The following is a 25,143-nucleotide window of genomic DNA, read 5'->3' as shown; positions in this document are numbered from 1 at the left end:
TCAATGCGATCGCTGACCCCTAGCCGACATGCACCTTCGGCTTCTTGCCGCCGTTCCACTTGCCGTCGAGTGCGCGCTCGATCTGGGCGGCGAGTTGCAGCAGCAGGCCGTCATTGGCCTGCTTCGCAATCGCCTGGATGCCGAGCGGCAGGCCGTGATCTTGCGCCGCCATCGGCATCGAGATCGCGGGCATGCCGCAGAGATTGGCGAGCGGCGTGAAGGCGAAAAAGCGCCAGAGATTGCCGAACCAGTCGAGCACGTCCGGATTGTCGGAGATGGTGAGATATTCTTTCGTGCCGACCTTCGGCGTCGGCAGCGCGGTGATCGGCGTCAGGATCACGTCCCACTGTTCGAAGAAGCTGCCGAAGCCGCGCGACGTCGTGTTGAACACGCCTTGCATCCTGGCGCGGTCGGCGAAACTCGTGTGCCGCCCGGCTTCCCAGATACGGATGTTGACGGGCTCGATCAGATCCTCTGGCGGCCGCTCCAGCCCGCGTGCGGCGAGCATGTTGGAGATCACCACGGCAAAATTGCTGATGTAGCAGGTAGTCTGGGCCTCGAACGCGGTGCGGAAGTCGAGCTCGGGCAGCGCATAGTCGACGTGGTGGCCGAGGCCTTCGAGGAAACGGCCGGTCTTCTCCAGTTCGGCCGCGATGTGCGGCGTCGCGGTGTAGTCACCCCAGGTGTGCGACAGCGCGATGCGAAGCTTCGCCGGATCGCGCTTGACCATCTCGCTATAGGGCTGCGCCGTGGTCCAGAATGGCATGAACTCGCCGGGCGCAGGCCCGCGGGCATGGTCGACGAAGGCCGCAGTGTCGCGCACCGAGCGCGACTGGCAGCCCTGGATCGAGACGAGGCCGGTGAGGTCCGACATGTGCGGCGCCAGCGAGAACACGCCGCGCGACACCTTCAGGCCGATATTGCCGTTGACGCCGGCGGGAATGCGGATCGAGCCGCCGCCATCGGTCGCATGTGCGATCGGCACGACGCCGGCCGCGACCATCGCCGCGCTTCCCGCCGATGAACCGCAGGTGGTGTAGTCGGTATTCCAGGGATTGCGCGTGACATAGACGGCCGGATTGTCGGCCGAGCTGCACACGCCGAATTCCGGCGTCGTCGTTCGCCCAATCAGGTTCAGTCCGGCCTGGCGCAATTTTCCGGTCAGGAATGTGTCGGCGGCGGCGCGATTGCCGCGCATCAACAGCGAGCCCATCTCCTGGAGCCGGCCCTTCATGGTCGGGCCGAGATCCTTCATCAGGAAGGGCAGGCCTGCGAACGGGCCGGCGAGATTGGCGCCGTCCTTGGCCGGATCGGCGATCACGTCGTCGAACAGCTCGACCACGCCTGACAGCGTCGGATTGACCTTGGCAACGGCCGCGGCGGCCTGGCGGGCCAATTCCTTCGCCGTCAGCTCACCCTTGCGGACGCGCGCGGCCAGCCCCACGCCATCGTGCTGTGCCCATTCGTTCCAGCTCATCGGCAAAGTCATGAAGTTCAAATCCCTTGAGATGCGGCGTCACCTTTTTCGCAAGGGACCGCCTGAATCAACTGAGCCGGCGCGAGGGGCAGGGTTGCGCCGGGCGGAGAGGTCGTGTGAGCTTCTAATGCGGATGCATCAATCGGGCAGCCGTGCAATGACCGCAACCGGACCGCCGCCGGCCGGTCCCTGGTGCTCGGCGCCACCGGAGACGTAGATCGCACCGGTGCCGGCGAGGCCGGCAATCAAGCCGCCGACGGCTGCGCGGGCGTGGCGCGTCGAACTGATGTCGGTGTCTTCCAGCATGGTATGACGGAAGCCACGCACGCTGCCGTTCGGCGAGGCCTCGGCCTTGGCGAAGATGTTGACGAACTCGCGGCCCGCCTTTGCTTGTGACGCAATGCCAAGTCCGACGCTCTCAAGCGCTGACATTACCGCGGTGGCGTCGATCGCGTCGCTCATCACGGTGTGTCCTATCTCGAATTCGCTCGCGGATGACGCCGAGTTGCCGAGCACGATGACGACATTATGCATCAGCTCGATCCCGGACGAGGTGGAGGCGACCGACGAGAACAAATCGTAGCGTCGCAGTACGTCCTCATCGCGGATGTCGGAAGTGATCTCGCCGAGCGCCACCGCAACTCCGAGCGCGGAGGCGCCGCGCGAATAGGCCATCGAGGTATAGGCGCTGGTCGTCGCTGTCTTGTTACCGCGTGCGCCTGCCGCCTCGACGCGGTCGCTGGTGAGCAGCGGGCATTTGATCTGCACGAAATGGACGTCCGCGGGATCGGCGATGCCGGCATCCTCCATCGCGGCCTTGACGGCCTTGGCCGTCTCCGCGATCTGCGCGGAACGACCGAGCTCCTCGGGGAGAAAATCGCGGGTATGCGCCATGCCGATGCTCAGGCGCTTATCGGAAACACTGGCCGGTCGTTCGGCTTCGCGGCGCGTGAACACCGTGATATGTGGGCTGAGCACGCCCTCGGTGCCGCCGGACATCACGAAGGCGATGCGCTGCTCGACCTCCTCCGGAGACAGGCCGAGCCTCGGCGCCAGCGCCGTGCACAGCGCGGCGACGGCATATTCCCGGGTGAAGTCGTTGACGCCGCCATTGCCCTCGGTCTTGCCGAGGACGGCGAGGATGGATTTCGGGTCGATCACGCCGGAGCCGATCAAGTCCATGAGGCCGGAGACGTCGCCGGGGCCCTTGGTGGCGATCCTGATGACGCCGACCGATGTCGTCCGCATTCTAGTCCTCGTGTGGGCTTTAGGGGCCCGGCACGTAAACCAGCCGTGGAACCGGGGTGCATGTCAAGCCACAAGCCGTGCTCTCACACCGTCACCCTGAGGTGCGCGCTCTTGCGCGTCTCGAAGGGCGACGGCCCGGCTCTTGGCCGTTCATCCTTCGAGGCTCACCATGTGGCGCGTTGCGCCCCATGGCTCGCACCTCAGGATGACGGGCTAATATCTTGATCGACGCAACACAGCGCTGGGCCGCCGCCCCCACGATTGTGGCGAGATCGCATCGGGTCAACAAAAAAATCCTCTGTCGACGGTTGCGCGCCGCACCTTGATGAATCAACCTTGGTTGGTCCATAAGCGGCGTCCCGCGGCCGGTTTCGGTTCGCGTTGCGTGCTTGGAAGAGGGATTCTCGCGTGGCGAATATCAACCAGAAAATTGCGCAGGAGCTTGGGGTTCGCCCCGAGCAGGTCGAGGCGACGGTGACGTTGCTTGACGGCGGCGCCACGGTCCCTTTCATCGCCCGTTACCGGAAGGAAGCGACCGGTGCGCTCGACGACGCGCAATTACGCACCCTGGAGGAGCGCCTGGTCTACCTGCGTGAGCTCGAAGATCGCCGCAAGTCAATCCTCGAGTCGGTCCGCGAGCAGGGCAAGCTCGATGCCGCGTTAGAGGCCAGTATTCTCGCCGCCGACAGCAAGGCGCGCCTCGAAGACATCTATCTGCCGTTCAAGCCCAAGCGCCGCACCAAGGCCGAGGTCGCCAAGGAAGCCGGCCTCGAGCCGCTCGCCAATCAGCTGATGGCGGAGCCCACGAACGATCCCAAGCTGGTTGCGGAGACCTTCGTCAACGCCGAGAAGGGCGTTGCGGACGCTGCCGCAGCACTCGACGGTGCCCGCGCCATTCTGGTCGAACGTTTTGACGAGGACGCCGACCTGATCGGCGCGCTGCGCGAGGACGTCTGGACCAATGCGCGCATGGCCTCCAAGGTGCGCGACGGCAAGAAGACCGAGGGCGAAAAGTTCGCCGACTATTTCGAGTTCTCCGAGCCGCTGACAAAGCTGCCCTCGCACCGCATCCTCGCGATGTTCCGCGGCGAAAAGGAAGAGATCCTCGATCTTCAGATCCAGGCCGAGCCCGAAGCGCCGCCGGCAGGCGCGCCGGGAATCTACGAGCTGAAGATCATGAAGCGGTTCGGCATCGCCGATCTCAAGCGCGCCGGCGACCGCTGGATGATCGACACCGTGCGCTGGGCCTGGCGCACCAAGATCCAGGTGCATCTCAATATCGACCTGCGCATGCGGCTGTGGAATGCGGCCGAGACCGAGGCCGTGCGCGTGTTCGCCTCCAATTTGCGCGACCTGTTGCTGGCCGCGCCCGCCGGCACCCGCGTCACCTTGGGACTCGATCCCGGCTACCGCACCGGCGTCAAGGTCGCCGTCACCGACGCGACCGGCAAGGTTGTCGATACCGCTGTGATCTATCCGCACGAGCCGCAGCGGCAGTGGAACGAGTCGCTTGCCATCCTCGGCAAGCTCGCGCTGAAGCACCGCGTCGAGCTGATTGCGATCGGTAACGGCACCGCCTCGCGCGAAACCGACAAGCTTGCAGCCGACCTCGTCAAGGGCCTGGCCGAACTGAAGATGACCAAGATCGTGGTGTCGGAAGCCGGCGCGTCGGTCTATTCGGCGTCTGCCTTCGCGTCGCAGGAATTGCCCGAGCTGGACGTCACCCTGCGCGGCGCGGTTTCGATCGCGCGTCGGCTCCAGGATCCGCTCGCCGAGCTGGTCAAGATCGAGCCCAAGGCGATCGGCGTCGGCCAGTATCAGCACGACCTCGGTCAGGCCAAGCTCGCCAAGTCGCTCGATGCCGTGGTCGAAGATTGCGTGAACGCCGTCGGCGTCGATGTCAACACGGCGTCCGCGCCGCTGCTCGCCCGCGTGTCGGGCGTCGGCTCGGGCCTGGCGCAAAGCATCGTGCAGCACCGCGATGCTAACGGCCCCTTCAAGTCGCGCAAGGCGCTGAAGGAGGTACCGCGGCTCGGGCCCAAGGCGTTCGAGCAGTGCGCGGGCTTCCTGCGCATCCTCGGCGGCGAAGACCCGCTCGATGCCTCCGGCGTGCATCCGGAAGCCTATCCGGTGGTGCGGCGTATCCTTTCCGCCACCAAGAGCGACATCAAGGCACTGATCGGCAGCAGCGAGATCGTGCGCACGCTGAAGCCGAAGGATTTCGTCGACGAGACCTTCGGTCTGCCGACCGTCACCGACATCCTGCGCGAACTTGAAAAGCCCGGCCGCGATCCGCGTCCGGCATTCAAGGCCGCGGTGTTCATGGAGGGCGTCGAGGAGATCAAGCATCTCAAGAAGGGCATGATCCTCGAGGGCACCGTGACCAATGTCGCCGCCTTCGGCGCCTTCGTCGACATTGGCGTGCACCAGGACGGCCTCGTGCACATCTCGGCGATGTCAAAAACCTTCATCAAGGATCCGCGCGAGGTGGTGAAGCCCGGCGACATCGTCAAGGTGAAGGTGCTGGACTTCGAGGTCGCGCGCAAACGCATCTCGCTGACCTTGCGGCTCGACGACGAGGTCGGTGACAAGAAGGATGCGCCCGGCATGCAGCGCGACAACAGCTCGCGCAATGCCGCCCGCATGACCTCGTCGGCGCCGCGCAAGCAGGAATCCTCCGGCGGTGGCGCGCTCGCGGAAGCATTGCGACGTGCGGCCGAGAAGAACGGTGGCAAACGAGCGTAGCGCCGCGTCTCTCTTAACCGCTCCCCGCCCTGCTGCGGGGAGAGGTCGGATCGCGCCAGCGATCCGGGTGAGGGGCAGGGCACTGCGTCGCCGAGATGTAGGTCCATCCGACTCGTTGAGTGAGTGTCGTGAATCAGCTCGCATCACACTCGCGGAAATAGCCCCTCACCTCACCCTCTCCCCGTAAGAACGGGGCGAGGGTGAGAGAGCTTGCCTCCCTAACTTCCGCGTCAGAATCTGGCGCATTTGTAAGTTGAAGGTGAGGGCGCATTCTCCTCATCTGGTCCTCTGGAGCGGCGAGACTGTCGCCGTGACAAGGAGGATCTTCTGATGAACAACAGGCTTCTCACCGGCATCGTCGCGGCGGCCATGGCTGCGACATTGGCGGTCGCTTCGCCCGTTCTTGCCCGAGGTGGAGGCGGCGGCGGTGGCCATGGTGGTGGTGGTTTTGGCGGCGGAGGGCATGGTGGTGGCGGCTTCGGCGGCGGCGGGCATTTCGGCGGTGGAGGGATGCACGTCGGCGGCATGGGCGGCGGCATGCACTTCGGCGGCATGGGCCGTGCTCACTTCGGCGGCGCCCGCTTTGCCGGCTCGCCGATGGCCGCCCGTGCTGCCTTTGGGCCACGCTTTGCCGGTGCGCCACTGGCGACCCGCGCTGCCTTCGGGCCGCGCTTCGCCGGTGCCGGCTTGCACGGCCGGCCTTTCATCGGCCGCCATGCCTTCTTCTTTCACCACCATCATTTCCGCCGTTTCGCCGTCTTCGGCGCGCCCTACTACGCCAACTATTACGACGATGGCTGTTGGCGCAGGAGCTTGACGCCCTATGGATGGCAATGGGTCAATGTGTGCGGGGATAATTGGTATTAGCACCGCCGTACCGCACCATTGTCGCGATCGCCACCGGGCAGTTCCGCTCAGCCCCGGAACGGGATAGTCTGGTGGCGATCGTCGCGCGGAGTTTGTCATGACCGGAGGCCACCGTCGCATCCTGGTCGTCGAGGACGATCCGGAAACCGCAGGCCAGCTCGTCGAGGAGCTGACGACCTCCGGTTACGATGTCGATCTCGCCGCCACGGGGCGCGAAGCCCTGAGCCACGGCGCCGCGCGCGACTATGCTGTGATCACCATCGACCGCATGCTGCCCGACATCGACGGCATCACCGTGATGCGGCAAATGCGCGATGATGGCGTTGCTGCTCCCTTCCTGATCATCTCCGCGCTCGGCGAGGTCGACGACCGCGTGCGCGGCTTGCGCGCCGGCGGCGATGACTATCTCGTCAAGCCATTTTCCTTTGTCGAACTGCTCGCCCGCCTGGAAGCGCTCGGCCGCCGCAGTGAGACCATCGCCAAGGAAACCATTTTGCGGGTCGGCGATCTCGCCATCGACCTGATTGCACGCAATGCCAGTCGCCGCGGCCGCAAAATTCCGCTGCTGCCGCGCGAGTTTCAGTTGCTCGAATATCTCGTCCGCAATGAGGGCCGCGTCGTCTCCCGCGCGATGCTGCTCCAGCATGTCTGGGATCTGCATTTCGATCCCTCCACCAACATCATCGACGTCTATGTCGGGCGCGTCCGCCGCAAGGTCGACGATGCCCAGGCCTATCCGCTGATCCATACCATCCGCGGCATCGGATATTGCATCCGTGCTCCTGGTTAAAACGCTTCTTTCGTCAACCTTCCGGCTGGCGCTGATCGCGATCGCCGCATTCGGGCTGATCGTCGCGGCGATCATGGCTTATGTCTATTACGGCACGCTCGCCTATGTGGAGAGCCGGGTCGGCGACGCTGGCGATCACAGCGGCTTCACCGCGATGATCGAGCTTGCGATGATCGCGGTCGCGGTGCTGCTTGCAGTGCTGGCCGGCCTTGCGGCCGTGCTGGTGACACGGCGCACGGTGGGACGGATCGAAGAGATCAATGCCACCAGCCGCGCCATCATGCTTGCCGGTCTCGACCAGCGCATCCCCTTGCGCGGCAGCCACGACGAATGGGACCGCGTCGCCGAAAACCTCAACCAGATGCTCGACCGCATCGAGACGCTGGTGGGCGAGGTCAAGCAAGTCAGCGACAACGTCGCCCACGATTTGCGCACGCCGCTGACCCGCATGCGCGGCCGGCTGGAAAAGGCCTATCACGCCCCGCGCGACGGTGAGTCCGATGCGGCTCTGATCGGCGACACCATCGCCGACCTCGACGCCGTGCTCGGCATGTTCGCCTCGATCACGCGGATCTCGGAAATCGAGACCCGCGCGCGCAGGAGTGCATTTCGCGCGCTCGATCTTGCCGAGATCGCGGGCGAGGTGGTCGAGCTCTACGACGCTGCTGCCGAACAGGTTGTCACCCGTCTCAGCCTCGGCGGCGACCGCGAGGTGCCAGTGACCGGCGACCGCGATCTGCTGTTCGATGCGATCGCCAATCTCGTCGATAACGCGATCAAGCACGGCCGTGCGGGCGGACAGGTGACTGTGACCTGCCGCAGCGCCGGCGACGGCGCGATGATCGCAATCGCCGATGATGGTCCGGGCATTCCCACTGAGGCGCGTGATCACGTGTTCAAGCGCTTCTACCGTCTCGAGCAGAGCCGCTACACCCCGGGCAACGGACTGGGCTTGAGCCTGGTCGCCGCCGTTGCCGGCCTCCATGGCGCAGAGGTCGCACTACATGACAATGCGCCGGGCCTGACGGTTCAGCTCAGCTTCCCGGTGGCGCTATAGCTCGATCACGCCGCGGCGCGCCGCATGCGCCACTGCATCGGTGCGGCCGGTGGCATCCAGCTTGTCGAGCAGCGAGCCGACATGAAACTTCACGGTATGCACGGAGATGTTGAGCTGACGCGCGATCATCTTGTTGGAGGAACCTTCAGCCATCAGCGCCAGCACGTCGAGCTCGCGCTGCGTCAATGCGATGTCTTCGGGCATGCTACGGGGATCGCGGGCGACCACCGTTGCCGCAGCGTGCTCGCCGGGCGCGGCAAGGCGAAGCCCCGCGACGCCGCTGAGCAGCGCCGCCAGGCGATCGGCGAGGGCGGGATCGTCGATCTCGAGCGACAGCACGATCTCCGGCGTTTTGTCCTCGCTCACGCCTCTGGCCTCTCGCCGATCGTGACCTTGAAGCTGGCCGGCTCGTCGCCGCGGCGCACCGCGACATCGACCACCGAACCGACGCTCGCGGGTCCCAGCGTTCGTAACAGTGCGCGCACACCGGAGAGTTTTTGGCCGTCGACGGCCACGATCACGTCGCCCTGGCGGATGCCGGCGGCGGCCGAGGGGCCAGTCTTGTCGACATTCATCACCATCGCGCCGACACCGTCGTCGAGCCGCACCGGCTGGAGCCCGAGCCCGAGATATCCGCGAGCAATGCGGCCGCGCGTATCGAGCTGCGTCGCGACACGCTCGATCGTGGCCGTCGGAATCACCAGCACGCGCCGAGGCCCAAGCACGGCCATACCGAAGGCCTCGCCCGAGGCATCGAGCGCAAGGCCTCCCTCCTGGCTGGGACGCAGGCGAACGTCGAGCTCAATCCGCGCATCGATGTCGCCGCCGCGCAAGGAGCGCCAGCTCTTGCCGGACAGCGACACCATCCCCAGCGCCGCACTCGGTGCGTCGCGGTTGGTCGCGACGACGACCGCCAACGTGCCGAGGGCTGGGACGATGGCGGCCATCTTGACAGGGGCGATGCCGGTGTCAGCGCGCAATAGCGCGATATCGGTCGTATGGTCGCGGCCCGCGATCGTGGCGGCGACCGTGCTGCCGTCGGAGAGGCCGATCTCGACCTTACCCTCCTCGGCCAGCGCCTCATCAGCGGTGACGATCAGGCCGGGCTTCCAGACGAAGCCGGTCGCGCGGGAGCGATGCGAGTGCACGGAGACGATGGACGGCGCGGCGCGCGCCACGACATCCGCGAGCGCGGACGATAGCGAGGACAGAGGGGTGGAGGCGGTCATGGCGGGCTCCTGTAAGCTGTCCTCAATCTGGGATGTTGCGGGCGATTGCGAAACTGGCCGGGTGGCCAGGACAGGCCAAAGGGATCGGACTCCGTAGGACCACGGCCGACGAACATGTGATTGGGAGCCGCTCACGGGAACGTGTAGCAATCGCAAAATTGCGCCGCCCGGCTTTGAACGTTTTCAGCGAGCCCTGACTGATGACCATCGATCTCACCCGCCGCACCCTGCTTCATCTCGCCGGCGCCACCTCGCTTGCGGCCGCCGCCGCGGCCGCGGCGCGGGCCGAGGGCACGCCGCAAGGTAGCGGGCCGACCTACGCCAGCCGAACGCCGATGCGGGTCGGCATGGTGACGCTCCGGGTGAAGAATCTCGACACGGTTGCCGACTACTACCGCGACGTGATCGGGCTCACCGTGATGGAGCGCTCAGGCACTGCCGCAAAGCTCGGCACCGCCGGGATCGCACTGCTTGCGCTCGAAGCCCGTCCCGACGCCGCGATCGAGCCGCGCAACGCCGCCGGACTGTACCACACCGCCTTCCTGATGCCGACGCGCAAGGATCTGGCGCGCTGGCTGGTGCATGCCGCCTCGCATCGCGTGTCGCTGTCGGGTTTCGCCGATCATCTGGTCAGCGAGTCCGTCTATCTCGACGATCCCGAAGGCAACGGCATCGAGGTCTATGCTGATCGCGATCCCTCGCAATGGCAGTGGAGCGAGGGCAGCGTGAAGATGGCCGCCGACGAGCTCAACATCCCCGACCTGTTGTCGCTGACCAATACGCGCGTTGCCGACTATGCCAGGGCGCCGGATGGTCTGCGCGTCGGCCACATGCATCTGCGTGTCGGCGATCTCGCAGAGGCCGAGCGCTTCTATCACGGCACAGTCGGCCTCGATCTGACCCGCAAGCGCAACGGCGCCGCGTTCCTGTCGTCGGGCCGCTATCACCATCACCTCGGCATGAATGTCTGGCAGAGCCAGAGCGCAGGCCAACGCGACGATGCCACGACGGGGCTTGCCTGGTTTTCGCTGGTGACGGAGAAGCCGGAGCTGCTCGCCGCGCAGGAAGAGCGTTTGCGTAAGGGCGGCGCGCAGGTCACGGCGTTGCCGAACGGCGTGGAGGCGGTCGATCCCTGGGGCACGCGGGTGCGGCTGCTCAAGGTGTGAGCGAGCGCTCAGAGACGCGCTTAACGTGACCCGTCGGTTCATCCCGAGGCTTGCTTGCCGGCCAATTGGAGCCATGTTAGCACCGAACAGGTGGCGTGGGCCGAGCTGCCCCCGATATACCGGATCATTCCTCGACATGTCCGATTTTCATGGCGTCTTCCCCTATCTCGTCTCGCCCGTCGATGCCGATGGCGCGGTGCGCACGAACGTCCTCGCAAAGCTCTGCGACGATCTGATTGGCGCGGGTGTGCACGGGCTGACGCCGCTCGGTTCGACCGGCGAGTTTGCCTATCTCAATGCCGCGCAGCGTATGTCGATCGTGCAGACCACGATCGAGGCTGCGAAGGGCCGCGTGCCGGTCGTGGCCGGCGTCGCCTCGACCTCGACGGCGGACGCGGTGGCGCAGGCCAAGGCGTACCAGAAGCTCGGCGCCGACGGCATCCTGGCGATCCTGGAGGCTTACTTCCCGCTCGCCGACGCCCAGGTCGAATCCTATTTCCGCGCCATTGCGGATGCCGTGGACATTCCGGTCGTCATCTACACCAATCCGCAGTTCCAGCGCTCCGATCTCACCCTCGAAATCATCGCGCGTCTCGCCGAGCATCCGCGCATCGGCTGCATCAAGGATGCCTCGACCAATACCGGCCGGCTGCTCTCGATCATGAATCGCTGCGGCGATAGCTTGCGCGTGTTCTCGGCCTCTGCCCATATCCCGGCTGCGGTGATGCTGATCGGCGGCCGCGGCTGGATGGCGGGCCCGGCCTGCATCATCCCGCGCCAGAGCGTTGCGCTCTACGAGCTCTGCAAGGCCGGCCGCTGGGACGAGGCGGTCGCGCTCCAGCGCCGGCTGTGGCGCATCAACGAGGCCTTCGCCCGCTTCAACCTCGCAGCCTGTATCAAGGCCGGCCTCGCCATCCAGGGCTACGATGTCGGCGATCCCGTCCCGCCGCAGGCCCCGCTGACGGCTGAGCAGCGCAAAGTCGTGGAAGCGGCATTGCGGGAGCTTGATTAGCGAGCCGTCGTTCCCGACACGACCGGTGCCGTAGGGTGGGCAAAGCGTAGCGTGCCCACCATCTGATCACGTCCGTCGAGCGATGGTGGGCACGGCGCAAGTGCGCCTTTGCCCACCCTACGGAATCGCAGATTTACGGGACGGCATGCCGGAATCGTGGATATCCCGCCCAAAACCGCGGCTGGTCTCGCCTGCCTCGATCCGCTAAAAGGCAGCCCGATTTCAAGAGACTTCGAGGACCCAGCGGAATGAACATTCTTCCCGGCAATCTGCGTTTCGGAGCGGGCCAGCCCGTCAAGCGTTTGGAAGACCAGCGGCTGCTCACCGGGAAGGGGCAGTTCATCGACGACAAGCCGGAGGACGGCGCGCTGTGGTTGCATGTGCTGCGTTCGCCGCATGCGCACGCGAACATCGTCTCGATCGATACCAGTGCGGCGACGGAGATGCCCGGCGTCACCGCGGTCTACACCGGCGCCGACCTGATCAAGGACGACGTCGGTACCATTCCGACCCTGAGCATCTTCAAGCGCCCCGACGGCAAGCCGATGACGGTGCCGCCGCGCCGGCTGCTCGCCCATGAGGTCGTGCGCTATACCGGCGAGGCGGTGGCCGCGGTGGTGGCTTCGTCGCGCGCAGCCGCCCAAAGCGCCGCCGAAGCGATCGTGATCGAGTATGACGTGCAGCCCGCGGTGGTCGATCCGGTCGCGGCCGTGAAGCCCGGCGCGCCGGTGGTGTGGCCGGATGCGCCCGACAACATCGTCGGCGCGATGAGCTATGGCGACGCCGCCAAGGTCGACGAAGCCTTCGCCAAGGCCGCGCACACCGTCGAGCTCGATCTCGTCAGTCAGCGCCTGGTGCCCTCCGCCATGGAGCCGCGGTCGACGATTGCCGAGATCGACAAGACGTCCGGCCGGCTCCTGCTTCATGTGCAGTCGCAGACGCCGGCCTCGACCCGCGATGTGCTGGCGGAGGCCGTGCTGAAGCGGCCGAAGGACAGCGTGCGCGTGCTGGTCGGCGATATCGGCGGCGGTTTTGGCCAGAAGACCAATCTCTATCCCGAAGACGGCATCGTCGCCTATGTCGCGACCAAGCTGAACAGGAAAATCCGCTGGCGCGGCGACCGCACCGACGAATTCGTCGGCGGCACTCATGGCCGCGATCTCACCTCGACCGCCTCCTTTGCGCTCGACGAGAAGGGCAAGGTGCTGGCCTATCGCGTCACGTCAATCGGCTGTACCGGCGCGTATTCCTCAGGCGCGGCGAACATCATTCCGCTGGTGCTTGGTCCCTTCGTGCAGACCGGCGTCTACGATTTGCCGCTGGTGCATTTCGAGATCAAGTCGGTGATGACCCACACCGCGCCGGTCGGCGCCTATCGCGGCGCGGGCCGGCCCGAGGCCGTCTTCATCGTGGAGCGCCTGTTCGACGCCGCCGCACGGAAGATCGGCATGGATCCGCGCGCGATCCGCAAAGTGAACTACATCAAGCCGGCGCAGCTGCCTTATACGAACGCCGCAGGCCAGGTCTATGACTCCGGTGCCTTCGCGCACATGCTCGATCGCGCCGTAAAGCTCGCCGACTGGGACGGCTTTGCTGCGCGCAAGAAGGCGGCGAAGAAGAAGGGCCTGCTCTACGGCCGCGGGCTCACCTCCTATATCGAATGGACCGGCGGCCGCGCGCACACCGAAAAAGTCAGCTTGCACGCGACTTCGCAGGGCCGCGTCATCCTGCATTCGGGCACCATGGCGATGGGGCAGGGGCTTGCGACAACCTACACCCAGATGATCGCTGACACGCTCGGCGTCTCCATGGACAAGATCGATGTCGTCCAGGGCGATACCGATCTGGCGACAGGCTTCGGCAGCGTCGGCTCGCGCTCGCTGTTCGTCGGCGGTACGGCTGTGGCAGTCTCCTCCAATGATTTGATCCAGAAGGCGCGCGAGAAGGCGGCGAACGTGCTCGAGACCTCGGTCGAGGACATCGAATATCAGGGCGGCATGCTCACCGTGGTCGGTACCGACCGTCGCATCAGCCTGTTCGATCTCGCCGAGAAAGAGAACGGTGCGAAGCTGAGCGTCGATTCCGAAGGCGAGGTCGACGGTCCGAGCTGGCCGAACGGCACGCATATCTGCGAGGTCGAGATCGATCCGGAGACCGGCGTGTCCAAGGTCGTGCGCTACACGACCGTCGACGACGTCGGTGTTGCCGTGAACCCGATGCTGGTGACGGGTCAGATCCACGGCGGCGTGGCGCAGGGCATCGGTCAGGCCTTGTACGAGGGCGTATCATACGATTCCGACGGCCAGCTCCTCACTGCGAGCTACCAGGACTACTGCATCCCGCGCGCTGATGACGTGCCGCCGATTGTGGTGACGCTGGATGATTCCGCGCCCTGCCGCACCAATCCGCTCGGCGCCAAGGGCTGCGGCGAATCCGGCGCCATCGGCGGCCCGCCCTGCGTCACCAACGGCGTGATGGATGCGCTGGCCGAGCTCGGCATCACCCAGCTCAACACGCCGCTGACGCCGCAGAAGATCTGGAAGGCGATCCGGGAGGCGAAGGCGGCGGGTTAACTCCCCCTCGTCGTCCCGGGGCGCGCGAAGCGCGAGCCCGGGACCCATAACCACAGGAAGTGGTTTGGCGAAGACTCGTGGTGACCAGCTCATGCCATAACCTCTCCCTGTGGTTATGGGTCCCGGATCTGCGCTTCGCTTGTCCGGGACGACGGCGGAAAATGCCGCGCCAACGTAGGCTAAATTCCCAACATCATCTTCGCAATAATATCGCGCTGGATCTCCGACGTGCCGCCGAAGATCGTATAGGCCCGGCCATTGAGATATTCCGGCACCACCGTCAGCATCTCCTCAGGTATCGCCGGCTCGTGGTTGAGCTTGTAGAGCGGGCGCATCGGCTCGATGGCGAGGGCGTCGTGGCCGATCACGTCGGCGCCCAGCCGCGTCACGGCCTGGCGGATTTCGCTGTTGCGCAGCTTCAGGATTGAGGACACCGCGCCGGGATTTTGTCCGGTCTGGAGCGCCGAGAGCACGCGCAGCTCGGTCATCTCCAGCGCGTCGATATCGACCTCGACCTCGGAGATGCGCGTGGCGATATCGGGACTGTCGATCGCGCGGCCGGTCAGGTCGGACTCAGCAAGGTCAGAGATCGCCTTCAACCCCTCGCGCAGCTTTGCTGACGCGATGCCAGAGCCGCGTTCGAACTCGAGCAGATATTTGCCGTAGGTCCAGCCCTTGCCTTCCTCGCCGACGCGGTTGGCGACGGGCACGCGCACGTCGTCGAAGAACACCTGGTTGACCTCGTGGTCGCCGCCGATGGTGAGGATCGGTCGGGTGGTGATGCCCGGCGTTGTCATGTCGATCAGGACAAAGCTGATGCCGTCCTGCTGCCGCGGCCCGTCGCTGGTGCGCACCAGCGCAAACATGCGGTTGGCGTGATGCGCATGCGTGGTCCAGATCTTGGTGCCGTTGATGATGTAGTCATCGCCGTCGCGCACCGCGCGCGTCTTCAGCGAGGAGAGATCGGAGCCGGAGCCCGGCTCCGAATAGCCCTGGCACCAATAATCCTCGCCGGAGAGAATCCGCGGCAGATAGAAATTCTTCTGCTCAGGCGAGCCGAAGCCGATGATGACGGGCCCGACCATCTTCACACCCATCACGTTGACGTTTGGCACGCCGGCCCGCGCGGATTCTGTCTCGAAAATCCAGCGCTGCGCCGAGGTCCAGTCCGGCCCGCCATGGTCCACCGGCCAGCCCGGCGCGCCCCAGCCCTGGCGGTTCAGCGCGCGCTGCCAGGCCATGCCGATATCGGGATCGGAGAACACCGACGGCGTCAGCGCGGTCGCGCGCTTCATCTCCTCGGTGAGATTCTTGGCGATGAAGCCGCGTACCTCGTCCTGGAAGGTGCGCTCCTCGGCATTGAACGACAGGTCCATGATGCGCTCCCTTCAGGCCTGCACGGCGGTGCGGCCAAGCTCGGCATGGCGGCGATAATGATGCGCGCTGCCGCCGAACAGCGTGTCGAAAGCAACAAGGCGCTTGAAATAGGCGCCGACCTCGAGCTCCTCGGTCACGCCCATGCCGCCATGCAGCTGGATCGACTGCTCGCCGACGAAGCGCGCGCATTTGCCGATCTTTGCTTTCGCGCCCGATGCGGCTCGCGCGCGCTCGACCGGCTCGGCGTCGACCTTGAGCGCGGCGCGCAGCGCCATCGAACGCGCCTCGTCGACCTGCATCGCCATGTCGGCGAGGCGGTGGCGGATCACCTGGTTGGCGGACAGCGGCCGGCCGAACTGTTTTCGGATCTTGGTGTATTCGAGCGTGGTGTCGACAAGCGTCTGCATGATGCCGACGGCCTCCGCGCCGAGCGCGGCCATGGCGCGGTCGACGGCCCATTCGATCGCGGGCAGCGCGTCGTGGCCGTCGCCGAGCAGGGCTTCTTCAGGAAGCTGCACGTCGGACAACTCGATGTTGCAGGCGCGGCCGCCGCCGAGGCGCTCGTAGTCAGAGATCGCGAGGCTCGGCGTCTGCGTCGGCACAACGAACAGGCCGATCCGCCCGGATGGTCCCTGATGATCGTGGATGTGCGCGGAGACAATAATCTCGTCGGCGGCGTGGCCGTCGAGCACGGCGATCTTGCTGCCGGAGAGCCGCCAGCCCTGTGCCGTCTTGTTGGCGATGGTCGCAACTTTTGTCAGATCGAACCGCGCTGCGCGCTCGGAATGAGCAAGAGCCAGCTTCAGCGTGCCCTCGGCGATCCTCGGCAGCCGCTCCTGCTTCTGCGCGGCATTGCCACATTTATCGATCAATGCAGCCCCGAGCACGACGGTTGCGACATAAGGCTCGGACACCAGCCCGCGACCAAACGCCTCCATCAAAATGCCAATCTCGACCGCGCCGCCGCCGAGTCCGCCAAAGTCCTCCACGATTGGGAGCGCCAGCCAGCCGAGCTCGGCAAACTGCGTCCACACCGCCGGGCTGAAGCCGCGCGGATCATTCGCCATCTTGCGGCGGTGATCGGCATCGTAGCTTCCGGCCACGAAACGTTCGGCGCTCTCGCGCAGCAGCCGTTGCTCGTCACTGAGGTTGAGATCCATCGTGTCTACTCCGCGGCTGCTGGCGGCTTGCGCACGGAGGGATGCAGGCCGGCCGGATCGACCACCATGCCGAATTCCTGGAGATTGTGGGCGTGACAGAGCTGATGCAGCGCAAAGGCCTGGTCGATCGCGGCCGGCTGGCCCATCAGATCGACCGAGCGATTCACCGCCTCCTTGGTTAGCTTCAGCGCGAACGAGGGTTTTGCTGCGATCCGGCGTGCCAGCTCCAGCACGCGCGATGATAGCTCCGGGCGCGGCACGACCTGATTGACCATGCCCAGCTGATGCGCCTCCTGCGCGCTCCATGCGTCGGCAGTGAACAAAAATTCCTTCGCCTTGCGCGGCCCGAGTTCCCAGGGATGCACGAACCATTCGACGCCGCAGACGCCCATCGTGACGACGGGATCGCAGAACTGCGCATCATCGCTGGCGACGATGAGGTCGCAGGCCCAGGCCAGCATCAAGCCGCCGGCGATACACTTGCCGTGCACCTCCGCGATGGTCGGCTTGGCCAGGTTGCGCCAGCGCCGCGTGATCTGGAGATAGATTTCCTGCTCGCGCGCAAAGCGGCCATGGGCATTGGATTCGGCAAAGCCGCCCCAATTTCCGATCGGTGGAAAATCGACGCCCGCGGCATTTTTGCCGCCCGGGCGTAGGTCGTGACCAGAGGAGAAGTGCGGACCATTGCCGGCGAGGATGATGACCTTGACCGCGTCATCCTGCACCGCCGCATCGAAGGCGGCGTTGAGGTCGTAGGTCATTTGCAGGTTCTGCGCATTGCGCGCATCGGGCCGGTTCATCACGATCCGGGTAATCGCCGGCTCCGGCCTCTCCACGAGGATGGTCTCGAACGAGGACATCGTGTTCCCCCTGGCGTTTCCAGCTTGATCTTGTTGTTTCGCCAAGTTGACTATGTCGGCCAGTGATAGGCAAGAGGCTTGCGTCAATCGGCTGCTTTTCGCGCTTCCGGCACAAGATGTCTGGCATCACTCGCGCTCAATCTGGTAGTTTGCGCCAGATTTCACCAGGAGAAATTTAATGCGCAAGATCCTGACCGTGCTGGCGGCGCTGGCCTCGCTCAGCCTCACCAATTGCGGCTACAACGCGATCCAGAGCCAGGACGAGCAGATCAAGGCCAACTGGTCCGAGGTCGTGAACCAGTATCAGCGCCGCGCCGATCTCGTGCCGAACCTGGTCAACTCGGTGAAGGGTTTCGCGCAGCAGGAGAAGGACGTGCTGCTCGGCGTCACCAACGCCCGCGCCAAGGTCGGCAGCGTGCAAGCGACGCCGGAGGTGCTGAATGATCCGGCCGCGCTCCAGAAATTCCAGGCCGCCCAGGGCGAGCTCTCCAGCGCGTTGTCGCGGCTCCTTGTGGTCACCGAGAATTACCCGCAGCTCAAGTCGGACGCGCTGTTCAAGGACCTGATGTCCCAGCTCGAAGGCACCGAGAACCGCATCACGGTGGCGCGCAACCGCTACATCAAGGCGGTGCAGGACTATAACGTCACCATCCGCTCGTTCCCGAGCAACCTCACTGCGATGGTGTTCGGTTACAAGGAGAAACCGAACTTCTCGGTCGAGAACGAGAAGGAAATCTCGACCGCGCCGAAGGTCGATTTCAATCCTGCGCCCGCGCCGTCGAAGTAAGTGCGCGCCATTTTGCGAATGCGTTTGGGCCGACCCATCGCTGTCATTCCCCGCGAAGGCGGGGAATCCAGTACGCCGCGACCTCTCCGTACCTCGCTGGCCTCTCTGGAATACTGGATCGCCCGGTCAAGCCGGGCGATGACACTGAGTGTGTGGCGCGCAGCCATCGTGTTCGCACTCCTGCTCACCTTCGCCCTTCCCGTCGCAGCGGACGTCGCGGTGCCGCAGCTCACAGGGCGCGTGGTCGACCGGACCGGCACGCTGTCGAGCGGCGACATCGCCGCGCTGTCGCAGAAGCTCAGCGACTTCGAAACCCGAAAAGGCAGCCAGATCGTCGTGCTGATTGTGCCGACGACGGACCCGGAGACGATCGATCAGTTCTCGATCCGCGTTGCTGAGGCCTGGAAGATCGGCCGCAAGAAGGTCGATGACGGTGCGATCCTCGTCGTCGCCAAGAACGACCATCATATGCGCATCGAGGTCGGCTACGGCCTCGAAGGCGCGCTCACCGACGTGACTTCGCGGCGGATCATCGACGAGGTCATGACGCCGAAGTTCAGGGAGGGAGATCTCGCCGGCGGCATCTCCGCCGGCATCGACCGGATGATGCGCGTTGTCGATGGCGAGCCGCTGCCGGTTCCCTCACGCAGCGTGAATTTTGGCAATCTGGACGACATCGGGCCGCTTGTCCCGGTCGCGCTGTTTGCCTCGCTTGTCGTCGGCGGCTTCCTGCGCTCGCTGTTGGGGCGATTGCTGGGCTCGGTCGCGACCGGCAGCGTGGTCGGCATCCTGGCGCTGCTCATCCTCGGATCGGCCGGGCTTGCCTTGCTCGCCGGAATTATCGGCTTTGTTCTGGCGTTTATCGCCGATCTGTTCCCAACATCGACGGGCCCATCGCGTGGCGGCTCCTGGTCGAGTGGCTCCTCATCCGGCGGCTGGAGCGGCGGATCGTCGTCCAGCGGTGGATTCAGCGGCGGTGGCGGCAGCTTTGGTGGCGGTGGCGCCTCGGGGAGCTGGTAGGTCATGAGCATCAAGCGCATTGCCAAACATCTCGCGCAGCATCATTGGCGGGCGAAGCAGATCTTCCCGCAAAACGTGCTCGATCGCATCGAGCAGGCGATCAAGCAGAACGAAACAACGCATTCCGGCCAGGTCCGTTTCGTCGTCGAAGGCGCGCTCGACGGCGGCCCGCTGTTCCGCAACCAGTCCGCACGCGAGCGCGCGCTCGATGTGTTCGCGCATTTGCGGATATGGGACACCGCGCACAACAACGGCGTGCTGATCTACTTGTTGTTGGCCGACCGCGACGTCGAGATCATCGCCGATCGCGGCATCGATGCGAAGGTCGGCGCGGCTGGCTGGGAGACGATCTGCCGCGCGATGGAGACCGAGTTCAGGTCGGGCCAGTTCGAGCGCGGCGTGATCGGCGGCATCGCGGCGGTGTCGCGGGAGCTGGCAAAGCACTATCCGCCGAGTGGGCCGCATCCGAATGAGCTGCCGGATGCGCCGGTGGTGATGTGAGCCTCCACGTCGTCCTGGCGAAAGCCAGGACCCATTACCCCAGGGAAAAGTTTGGCGAAGACCCATTGTCTGGTACTCATACCGCGGATCATCGATAGACCTCGCGGTATGGGTCCTGGCTTTCGCCAGGACGACATTGTGGGCGCATTGTGCCAAGGCTTCGCGGTGAGTCTCCTTGGCACAAGCCCCCTCAATCATCCAGCTTGTTCAAATCCCGCACCGACTGCATGATCGGCTCGAAATTCGAGCGGGCGTCGAGTGCGTCGAACAGTTGCGCGGTGTCCGCCAGCAGCCCATGCGACCTCGCAATCGCGATGCGCACGTCGTCCTGCGGCGTATCCGACAGCCGCCCGTGCCCTGACAGCAGGAGCTTCGTATCCAGCCCCTTGATGCGCTCCAGCGACTGGATGTAGTCGGAGATGCTGCCGGAGCCGAACACGCCGCCCATCACGCCGCCGGGCATCAGCGTGTCGGCGGCGAACAGCAGGCCCTTGTCCTGGTCGAACAGCGTGATGCAGGCCGAGGTGTGGCCCGGCGTGTACATCACGTTGAGGCGGAAATTGCCGAGGTCGATCACATTGCCTTCCTCGAGCCAGATGTCGATGTTAACAGGCACGTTCGGCTCGTTGAACATCTTGCGCAGCATCGAGAAATCGTCGCGCAGCATGATCTTGTTGGCGGCAAGCCGATGGGCGACGACCAAGGTGCGACGCTCGTTGAAGTGCCAGGCGGCGCCGATGTGATCAAGATGCTCGTGGCTCAGCACGACCATGTCGATCTTTTCCGGCGGGCAGCCGACGAAGCTCAGGCACTCGACCATCGCCGGGTAGTTCGAGGACAGCCCGACATCGATCAGGATGGTGCGCGCCGAGCCGCGGACGAGATAGGCGTTGGCGGCGCGGTTGGAGAAGCGGATCTGGTAGACGTCGTCCGCTGCCTGGATCAGCGAGCAGGTCTCGTTCTTCATCAGGATCGGGAATGAATTGGGCTTGCGATCGCTCATGATTGCGCTTCCCGGTAAGTCACCGCATTGGAAGCACGCAGCCGCTTGGAGAGCGCGTCCATCACCATCAGCGCAAACGCCGGCTGCTGGCTGACGAGATAGACGAAGCGGGCGTGATTGATCCGCATCACCTTTGTGTTCGGCGCAGAAGCAATCGCGGTTGCCGAGCGCGCGGAGCCGTCGATCACGGCCATCTCGCCGAAGAACTCGCCCTTGCCGAGTTTGATGATGGTGGTCTTGCTCGCGCCGCTGACCTTGGCGATCTCGACCTCGCCGCCGAGCACGACGAAGAGCTCGCGGCCCGTCGAACCCTCCTCGAAGATGACGTCATCGACAGCAAACTCGTTGATGCACTTCTCGATCGTCATGGCACCCCCAAACGCCTTCTGGCTGACGGGACAAGCCATGTTAGCCGGGGAACAGTGACGGGCAAACAGCCCTTCGGCTAAGGCGAGCCGCCTGCCGCAGGGCAGCATGGGCTGACAATTTGTTGCACGTCGCCACGCCGGTTCCACTTTCCCGACCCAATTCGGCCTCGGACGAGTTCCTAAAATTTCGGTAAGCGGGTCCCAAGGTAAGGAATTCGCAAGCAATGAAAGTTACCAAAAAGTCAACCTAGACTGGAGTATTTGAGCCGTGAGCGAACCAATGCCCGAACTGGCCGCCCAGGAGACTGGCGCCGTTGACGCCGCCGCACCCGCGCCGCAGGCCGTCGAGGCTGCCGCCGCGATCGATGCCCCCTCGATCGCCCCCGACCACGAGGCGCCGCCCAAAGCGGACGCTCCAAAGGTCGAGCCGCCACGGGTCGAGATCCCGAAGTTTGAAGCCAAAGCTGAAACCAAGCCGGAGCCCAAATCCGAGACGAAGCCTGGCAAGCTCATCGTAATGGCGCCCTCGGAGCGGGCCTGGGACCGTGAAGAGTTCGCCCCGCATGTGACAGCCGATGAAGTACGCGAGACCGGCAGCAAGCGCCGCCTGTCGGCGATGGCCGCGGTGGTAGCGATCGCGGCCTGCGTCGGCGCCATCAGCGGTGCGCTCGCGACCGCCGGCATGATGCGTTTCGCCGGCCCGGCGCCGGTGCAGGTGGCCGATACCGGCGCGCTGGATGCCTCCGTCTCCCGGATCGATGCCGACATCGTCGCGCTCAAGGCGAATGTCGAGCACAGCTCGAAGACGGGCCTCAGCCAGATCAACCGGACCAACGACCGCCTCGACAAGCTCGAGAAGGCGCAGGCCGAGCCGATGGCCAAGCTCGCAAAGCTGTCCGAGACCGTCGACAAGCTCCGCGCCACGCCGCCTGCTGCCCCCGCACAGGCCGCCGCCGCGGCGCCCGCGAAGGAGACCACCGGCTCGATCGCGCCGACCCAGGTTGCGACCGCTGCCGCCGCGCCGGCTCCCGCGCCCGCCGCGCCGAAGACCGAAGTCGGCCGTCTGCCGACGGTCGATGGCTGGGTCTTGCGCGACGTCTCCAATGGCGGCGCGTTGATCGAGGGCAGGGGCGGGCTCTACGAGGTCTATGCCGGCGATCCCATCCCCGGGGTCGGTCGCGTCGATGCGATCCGCCGCCAGGACGGCCGCTGGGTGGTTGTCACCAGCAAGGGCCTGATCGTCGCGCGCTAAGCGGTCAATATAAGACTTTCCAAGAGGCGCTTCACCACCATGTGAAGCGCCTTTTTGCTTGAATAGGCGGACCGGCGCGGTGTTATTGAAGGCATGAGCCGTGCGTTGCGAATTCTCGTTGCTGTCGTCGTGTTGTTCGGCGGCGACATGTCGTCAATGGCTGCGGAGAACGCGTCGCTCACGCGCGGCACCGCGATCACCGATCCCGATCTCCTGCGCAAGTTCGATCAAAGCGATGCGCTTACGATCTCGCGCCTGTTGCAGCCTGAGCGCAAAGCAGATGTCGCGCTGACGAGCGATTTGCTGTTCTCGTCACTACCGGAGCTCAAGGACATTCCGCCGGCGATCGATGCGGAATTCGACCGCTATATCGCGCAACGCAAGGCGGCCTCGCCAAGCGAGACCATCGGCGTCGGCGAAGGTTTTGACGTCCAGCTGTTCGACCGGGCCGTGCTGAAATCCGCCGATACGCGCTTCGTGCTGGCCGGCATCGTCAACCGCATGGACCGCGCCTATGTGTCGGAAGAGTCCTGCGGCGAGATCCGGTTGATCTATCGTCTGGCTCGCTTCGAGACCAATCCAGACGGCAGCAAGTCGGCAACGCGCCTGCCGATGACCTTCAATCTGGTGATGAAGGCGCGCGACGCCCGCCAGACCGACTCGAGCGGCAAACCGGTCACCTGCGCCGAGGTCGCGCGGCGCTGGCTCGGCAATGGCGATTGGCAGGGGCTGATCGGCAGCCGTTCAGCTCCTTACGACGCGATGATCGACCGCATCGAGACCAACATCCAGATATCGATCTCGGCAAAGTCCGCGCTGCACGATTTCCGCTCCGACTATCTGCTCAAGGTCTTCAAATACGACGCGGCGACGAAGACGTTCGTGGAATCGACCCTGGAGAACCAGATCGACCGCGACCGCATCCTTGCCGATGACGCGCTCCGGCGCGACTTCAAGGCTTGGCTGCTTACGCCTGCGAATTTTCGCGAGTTTGATCGCGGGACGGTGCTGATCCCGGAGCAGTATCTCGCCAAGGCCGCGATCGCGCCGACGCCAGCAGGCTTCGATGCATCGGACATGCAGCCGGAGTTCGGGATGATGCAAGGGGAAGGCAAAGGTGATCCCGTCTTCACCGACAACGATGTCGTCGGTGCGCTGAAGCAGGCGGCCGCGCGCGGCATCACCATGGAAAATATCCGCTCGGTCGCCGGCTTCCAGCGCCGCCTCAACGACGTCACCTGCTCGGGCTGCCACCAGACCCGCGGCATCGGCGGCTTCCATTTCCCGGGGGTAGATTGGCTGGCGGAAAAGGCCTCCAATTCCACCATCGTGCCGGCCTCGCCGCATTTCGTCGGCGATCAGCTCCGCCGCCGCGACATCCTGACCGCGTTCGCCGCGGGTAAACGTCCTGATTTCTCACGCGGATTTGCCAGCCGGCCGCAGGCCCGCGGTGCCCAAGAGCTGGCCGGGACCGAGTACCAGGACGGCTGGGGCGCGCATTGTTATTTGCCAAATCAGGGATCGGGAACGCCCGACAGGAGTTTTACGTCATGGACCTGTGCTAAAGGTCTCACCTGTCAGGCTGCTTCGGCATCGAGCCGCATCGGCATGTGTTTCATCAAGACGCGTTAGCGCATGATCCGGAAAAGTGTGTAGCGGTTTTCCGATAAGATCATGCGCAAGACAAAATCTGCATAACGATTTGGATGACCCATGACGGACACCAGCGACGCCAACAAGGAGCGCAATCGCGAGATCGCGCGCAATGAAGAAGCCAAACAGGTCACCGGCAGCATCCGCGTCAGCACCTGGGCGATCGCGGTGGTGGTCATCGTCGGCGGCATCCTGTTCACGCTCGGCTGGCTGGCGCTGCGCTAGCGGGATGTCTCACGTCGCGTAATTTGTCATCCGCTTGCCGGGCAGGAGATCATACGCAGATTTCCAGCCGGGCAGGGCGGCCATGCGGCCGAGCCAGGCGTCGATGGCGGGATGGCTCGCTGCGAAATCAAACCCGTGCTCGTCGCTCGGATAGTGCAGATAGGCCATCATCGAAATATCGGCGACCGTCGGCTTGGTGCCGATCGCGAAGGCGTTGTGCTGGAGATGTCCGTCGAGAATGCCGAGGAAATCCTCAAGCCGCCGCCGAAAGTGTTTTAGCACCTGCGGATCGTTTTTCTCAGTGAAGGCCCGCATGAAGCGGTAGGTCGCCATATAGCCGGTGAGCTTGTGGTTGTCCCAGAACAGCCAGCGCAGCAGCTCGAACTTTTCCTCTTCCGTGTCGGCGCCGAAACGCCCGTATTGATCTGCAAGCTTGAGCAGGAGAGGCGCGGTCTGCGTCATTTTCACGCCGTCGACCTCGAGCACGGGAATCTCGCCCATCTCGTTCACGGCCTTGCGCCATTCCGCCGTGCGCGTGACGCCGCCGCCGAAATCGGTCCAGACCGGCTCGAACGTCTCGCCGCAAAGCGTCAGCATCAGCGCCAGCTTGTAGCTGTTGCCGGATTCAGGGAAGTAGTGCAGGCGGTAGCTGGGCATGGGACCTCACGACGCGGGATGTTGTCGTGAGGTTATAGCGAGATCGTGCCACGTCGTCATTGTGAGCGCAGCGAAGCAATCCAGCAATGCATCCGTGCTCTTACTGTCGTCCCGGC

General features: G+C 64.8%; 23 protein-coding genes. 13 read left to right on the top strand and 10 right to left on the bottom strand.

Features of this window, described 5'->3' with window-relative positions; genetic code table 11:
• Positions 1 to 19 precede the first annotated feature (19 nt).
• Positions 20 to 1,489 (bottom strand): amidase, encoded by a 1,470-nt coding sequence (locus tag UB31_RS00255; RefSeq protein WP_045003536.1) that lies wholly within the window; start codon positions 1,487 to 1,489, stop codon positions 20 to 22.
• Positions 1,490 to 1,615: 126 nt separating this feature from the next.
• Positions 1,616 to 2,725: a cyanuric acid amidohydrolase gene (gene atzD / locus UB31_RS00250; RefSeq protein ID WP_045003535.1), complete on the bottom strand. Its 1,110-nt coding sequence runs from the start codon at positions 2,723 to 2,725 to the stop codon at positions 1,616 to 1,618.
• Between the two features lie 408 nt (positions 2,726 to 3,133).
• On the opposite strand from atzD, the gene UB31_RS00245 reads away from it, so the two are divergent.
• The 4 genes from UB31_RS00245 to UB31_RS00225 all read left to right on the top strand — a co-directional run bounded on the left by UB31_RS00245 (position 3,134) and on the right by UB31_RS00225 (position 8,184).
• Positions 3,134 to 5,470 (top strand): Tex family protein, encoded by a 2,337-nt coding sequence (locus UB31_RS00245; protein ID WP_045009376.1) that lies wholly within the window; start codon positions 3,134 to 3,136, stop codon positions 5,468 to 5,470.
• A 330-nt stretch (positions 5,471 to 5,800) separates the two neighbouring features.
• Positions 5,801 to 6,337 carry a hypothetical protein gene (locus UB31_RS40130; protein ID WP_082078359.1) on the top strand — a complete coding sequence of 179 codons (537 nt, stop codon included), beginning with the start codon at positions 5,801 to 5,803 and terminating at the stop codon, positions 6,335 to 6,337.
• A gap of 97 nt (positions 6,338 to 6,434) precedes the next feature.
• Complete coding sequence (locus tag UB31_RS00230; protein WP_045003530.1) at positions 6,435 to 7,127, top strand: response regulator transcription factor; 693 nt, start codon at positions 6,435 to 6,437, stop codon at positions 7,125 to 7,127.
• A complete protein-coding gene (locus UB31_RS00225) occupies positions 7,114 to 8,184 on the top strand; it encodes a sensor histidine kinase (RefSeq protein WP_045009374.1) in 1,071 nt (356 codons plus the stop codon). Before UB31_RS00230 ends, UB31_RS00225 begins: the two co-directional genes overlap by 14 nt.
• Here the strand turns inward: UB31_RS00225 and UB31_RS00220 are convergent.
• Together UB31_RS00220 and UB31_RS00215 are read right to left on the bottom strand one after the other, a co-directional pair.
• The gene (locus UB31_RS00220) at positions 8,179 to 8,550 is read right to left on the bottom strand and encodes a response regulator transcription factor (protein ID WP_045003526.1); all 372 of its coding nucleotides are present in this window, start codon (positions 8,548 to 8,550) and stop codon (positions 8,179 to 8,181) included. The genes UB31_RS00225 and UB31_RS00220 overlap by 6 nt on opposite strands.
• Positions 8,547 to 9,413, bottom strand: a complete 867-nt coding sequence (locus UB31_RS00215; RefSeq protein WP_045009373.1) for a S1C family serine protease — start codon at positions 9,411 to 9,413, stop codon at positions 8,547 to 8,549. Before UB31_RS00215 ends, UB31_RS00220 begins: the two co-directional genes overlap by 4 nt.
• 200 nt (positions 9,414 to 9,613) lie before the next feature.
• Here UB31_RS00215 and UB31_RS00210 point away from each other — a divergent pair, with 200 nt between their 5' ends.
• The 3 genes from UB31_RS00210 (at position 9,614) to UB31_RS00200 (ending at position 14,164) form a co-directional block, all read left to right on the top strand.
• Positions 9,614 to 10,579, top strand: a complete 966-nt coding sequence (locus UB31_RS00210; protein WP_045003523.1) for a VOC family protein — start codon at positions 9,614 to 9,616, stop codon at positions 10,577 to 10,579.
• Between the two features lie 136 nt (positions 10,580 to 10,715).
• Positions 10,716 to 11,591, top strand: coding sequence for a dihydrodipicolinate synthase family protein (locus tag UB31_RS00205; RefSeq protein WP_045003522.1), 876 nt, complete (start codon positions 10,716 to 10,718; stop codon positions 11,589 to 11,591).
• A 248-nt stretch (positions 11,592 to 11,839) separates the two neighbouring features.
• Entirely contained in the window at positions 11,840 to 14,164 is a 2,325-nt protein-coding gene (locus UB31_RS00200) for a xanthine dehydrogenase family protein molybdopterin-binding subunit (protein WP_045003521.1), read from the top strand.
• A gap of 179 nt (positions 14,165 to 14,343) precedes the next feature.
• Here the strand turns inward: UB31_RS00200 and UB31_RS00195 are convergent, their stop codons facing one another.
• Genes UB31_RS00195 through UB31_RS00185 form a run of 3 tightly spaced genes read right to left on the bottom strand, consistent with a single transcriptional unit; the run spans position 14,344 to position 17,561 of the window.
• A complete protein-coding gene (locus tag UB31_RS00195; RefSeq protein ID WP_045009372.1) occupies positions 14,344 to 15,540 on the bottom strand; it encodes an acyl-CoA dehydrogenase family protein in 1,197 nt (398 codons plus the stop codon).
• A 12-nt stretch (positions 15,541 to 15,552) separates the two neighbouring features.
• On the bottom strand, positions 15,553 to 16,701 hold the full coding sequence (locus UB31_RS00190; RefSeq protein WP_045003517.1) for an acyl-CoA dehydrogenase family protein: 1,149 nt from the start codon (positions 16,699 to 16,701) through the stop codon (positions 15,553 to 15,555).
• A gap of 5 nt (positions 16,702 to 16,706) precedes the next feature.
• Positions 16,707 to 17,561, bottom strand: a complete 855-nt coding sequence (locus tag UB31_RS00185) for an enoyl-CoA hydratase (protein WP_045003515.1) — start codon at positions 17,559 to 17,561, stop codon at positions 16,707 to 16,709.
• Between the two features lie 178 nt (positions 17,562 to 17,739).
• On the opposite strand from UB31_RS00185, the gene UB31_RS00180 reads away from it, so the two are divergent.
• From UB31_RS00180 to UB31_RS00170, 3 genes are all read left to right on the top strand, one after another.
• A complete protein-coding gene (locus UB31_RS00180) occupies positions 17,740 to 18,348 on the top strand; it encodes a LemA family protein (RefSeq protein ID WP_045003513.1) in 609 nt (202 codons plus the stop codon).
• Positions 18,349 to 18,486: 138 nt separating this feature from the next.
• A complete protein-coding gene (locus UB31_RS00175; protein WP_045009371.1) occupies positions 18,487 to 19,368 on the top strand; it encodes a TPM domain-containing protein in 882 nt (293 codons plus the stop codon).
• A 3-nt stretch (positions 19,369 to 19,371) separates the two neighbouring features.
• The gene (locus UB31_RS00170) at positions 19,372 to 19,869 is read left to right on the top strand and encodes a TPM domain-containing protein (protein ID WP_045003509.1); all 498 of its coding nucleotides are present in this window, start codon (positions 19,372 to 19,374) and stop codon (positions 19,867 to 19,869) included.
• A gap of 190 nt (positions 19,870 to 20,059) precedes the next feature.
• Here the strand turns inward: UB31_RS00170 and UB31_RS00165 are convergent, their stop codons facing one another.
• Positions 20,060 to 20,872 (bottom strand): MBL fold metallo-hydrolase, encoded by an 813-nt coding sequence (locus tag UB31_RS00165; protein ID WP_045003507.1) that lies wholly within the window; start codon positions 20,870 to 20,872, stop codon positions 20,060 to 20,062.
• Positions 20,869 to 21,240: a Crp/Fnr family transcriptional regulator gene (locus tag UB31_RS00160; RefSeq protein WP_045003505.1), complete on the bottom strand. Its 372-nt coding sequence runs from the start codon at positions 21,238 to 21,240 to the stop codon at positions 20,869 to 20,871. The genes UB31_RS00165 and UB31_RS00160 overlap by 4 nt, the downstream gene beginning before the upstream one ends.
• Positions 21,241 to 21,520: 280 nt before the next feature.
• On the opposite strand from UB31_RS00160, the gene UB31_RS00155 reads away from it, so the two are divergent.
• The 3 genes from UB31_RS00155 (at position 21,521) to UB31_RS41970 (ending at position 24,370) form a co-directional block, all read left to right on the top strand.
• Positions 21,521 to 22,492, top strand: a complete 972-nt coding sequence (locus UB31_RS00155; protein WP_045003503.1) for a hypothetical protein — start codon at positions 21,521 to 21,523, stop codon at positions 22,490 to 22,492.
• A 93-nt stretch (positions 22,493 to 22,585) separates the two neighbouring features.
• Positions 22,586 to 24,124 carry a hypothetical protein gene (locus UB31_RS00150; RefSeq protein ID WP_045009370.1) on the top strand — a complete coding sequence of 513 codons (1,539 nt, stop codon included), beginning with the start codon at positions 22,586 to 22,588 and terminating at the stop codon, positions 24,122 to 24,124.
• A gap of 81 nt (positions 24,125 to 24,205) precedes the next feature.
• A complete protein-coding gene (locus tag UB31_RS41970) occupies positions 24,206 to 24,370 on the top strand; it encodes a hypothetical protein (RefSeq protein WP_197087259.1) in 165 nt (54 codons plus the stop codon).
• 9 nt (positions 24,371 to 24,379) lie between these two features.
• On the opposite strand, the gene UB31_RS00145 is transcribed toward UB31_RS41970, so the two are convergent.
• Entirely contained in the window at positions 24,380 to 25,027 is a 648-nt protein-coding gene (locus UB31_RS00145) for a glutathione S-transferase family protein (RefSeq protein ID WP_045003500.1), read from the bottom strand.
• Positions 25,028 to 25,143: the final 116 nt, after the last annotated feature.

It is taken from the genome of Bradyrhizobium sp. LTSP849 (assembly GCF_000938255.1).
Classification (GTDB): Bacteria; Pseudomonadota; Alphaproteobacteria; order Rhizobiales; family Xanthobacteraceae; genus Bradyrhizobium.
Note: the sequence above shows the minus strand (reverse complement) of the source record. Positions and strands in the feature narration are given on the sequence as shown.

Bases quoted from the DNA above. Each gene is read 5' to 3' on its own strand.
- atzD (WP_045003535.1), bottom strand. From the start codon at position 2,725: ATGCGGACGACATCGGTCGGCGTCATCAGGATCGCCACCAAGGGCCCC.
- UB31_RS00185 (WP_045003515.1), bottom strand. From the start codon at position 17,561: ATGTCCTCGTTCGAGACCATCCTCGTGGAGAGGCCGGAGCCGGCGATT.
- UB31_RS00175 (WP_045009371.1), top strand. From the start codon at position 18,487: ATGACACTGAGTGTGTGGCGCGCAGCCATCGTGTTCGCACTCCTGCTC.
- UB31_RS00215 (WP_045009373.1), bottom strand. From the start codon at position 9,413: ATGACCGCCTCCACCCCTCTGTCCTCGCTATCGTCCGCGCTCGCGGAT.
- UB31_RS00155 (WP_045003503.1), top strand. From the start codon at position 21,521: ATGCCCGAACTGGCCGCCCAGGAGACTGGCGCCGTTGACGCCGCCGCA.
- UB31_RS41970 (WP_197087259.1), top strand. From the start codon at position 24,206: ATGACGGACACCAGCGACGCCAACAAGGAGCGCAATCGCGAGATCGCG.
- UB31_RS00205 (WP_045003522.1), top strand. From the start codon at position 10,716: ATGTCCGATTTTCATGGCGTCTTCCCCTATCTCGTCTCGCCCGTCGAT.
- UB31_RS00170 (WP_045003509.1), top strand. From the start codon at position 19,372: ATGAGCATCAAGCGCATTGCCAAACATCTCGCGCAGCATCATTGGCGG.
- UB31_RS00180 (WP_045003513.1), top strand. From the start codon at position 17,740: ATGCGCAAGATCCTGACCGTGCTGGCGGCGCTGGCCTCGCTCAGCCTC.
- UB31_RS40130 (WP_082078359.1), top strand. From the start codon at position 5,801: ATGAACAACAGGCTTCTCACCGGCATCGTCGCGGCGGCCATGGCTGCG.
- UB31_RS00195 (WP_045009372.1), bottom strand. From the start codon at position 15,540: ATGGACCTGTCGTTCAATGCCGAGGAGCGCACCTTCCAGGACGAGGTA.
- UB31_RS00150 (WP_045009370.1), top strand. From the start codon at position 22,586: ATGAGCCGTGCGTTGCGAATTCTCGTTGCTGTCGTCGTGTTGTTCGGC.
- UB31_RS00230 (WP_045003530.1), top strand. From the start codon at position 6,435: ATGACCGGAGGCCACCGTCGCATCCTGGTCGTCGAGGACGATCCGGAA.
- UB31_RS00210 (WP_045003523.1), top strand. From the start codon at position 9,614: ATGACCATCGATCTCACCCGCCGCACCCTGCTTCATCTCGCCGGCGCC.
- UB31_RS00165 (WP_045003507.1), bottom strand. From the start codon at position 20,872: ATGAGCGATCGCAAGCCCAATTCATTCCCGATCCTGATGAAGAACGAG.
- UB31_RS00145 (WP_045003500.1), bottom strand. From the start codon at position 25,027: ATGCCCAGCTACCGCCTGCACTACTTCCCTGAATCCGGCAACAGCTAC.
- UB31_RS00160 (WP_045003505.1), bottom strand. From the start codon at position 21,240: ATGACGATCGAGAAGTGCATCAACGAGTTTGCTGTCGATGACGTCATC.
- UB31_RS00255 (WP_045003536.1), bottom strand. From the start codon at position 1,489: ATGACTTTGCCGATGAGCTGGAACGAATGGGCACAGCACGATGGCGTG.
- UB31_RS00200 (WP_045003521.1), top strand. From the start codon at position 11,840: ATGAACATTCTTCCCGGCAATCTGCGTTTCGGAGCGGGCCAGCCCGTC.
- UB31_RS00190 (WP_045003517.1), bottom strand. From the start codon at position 16,701: ATGGATCTCAACCTCAGTGACGAGCAACGGCTGCTGCGCGAGAGCGCC.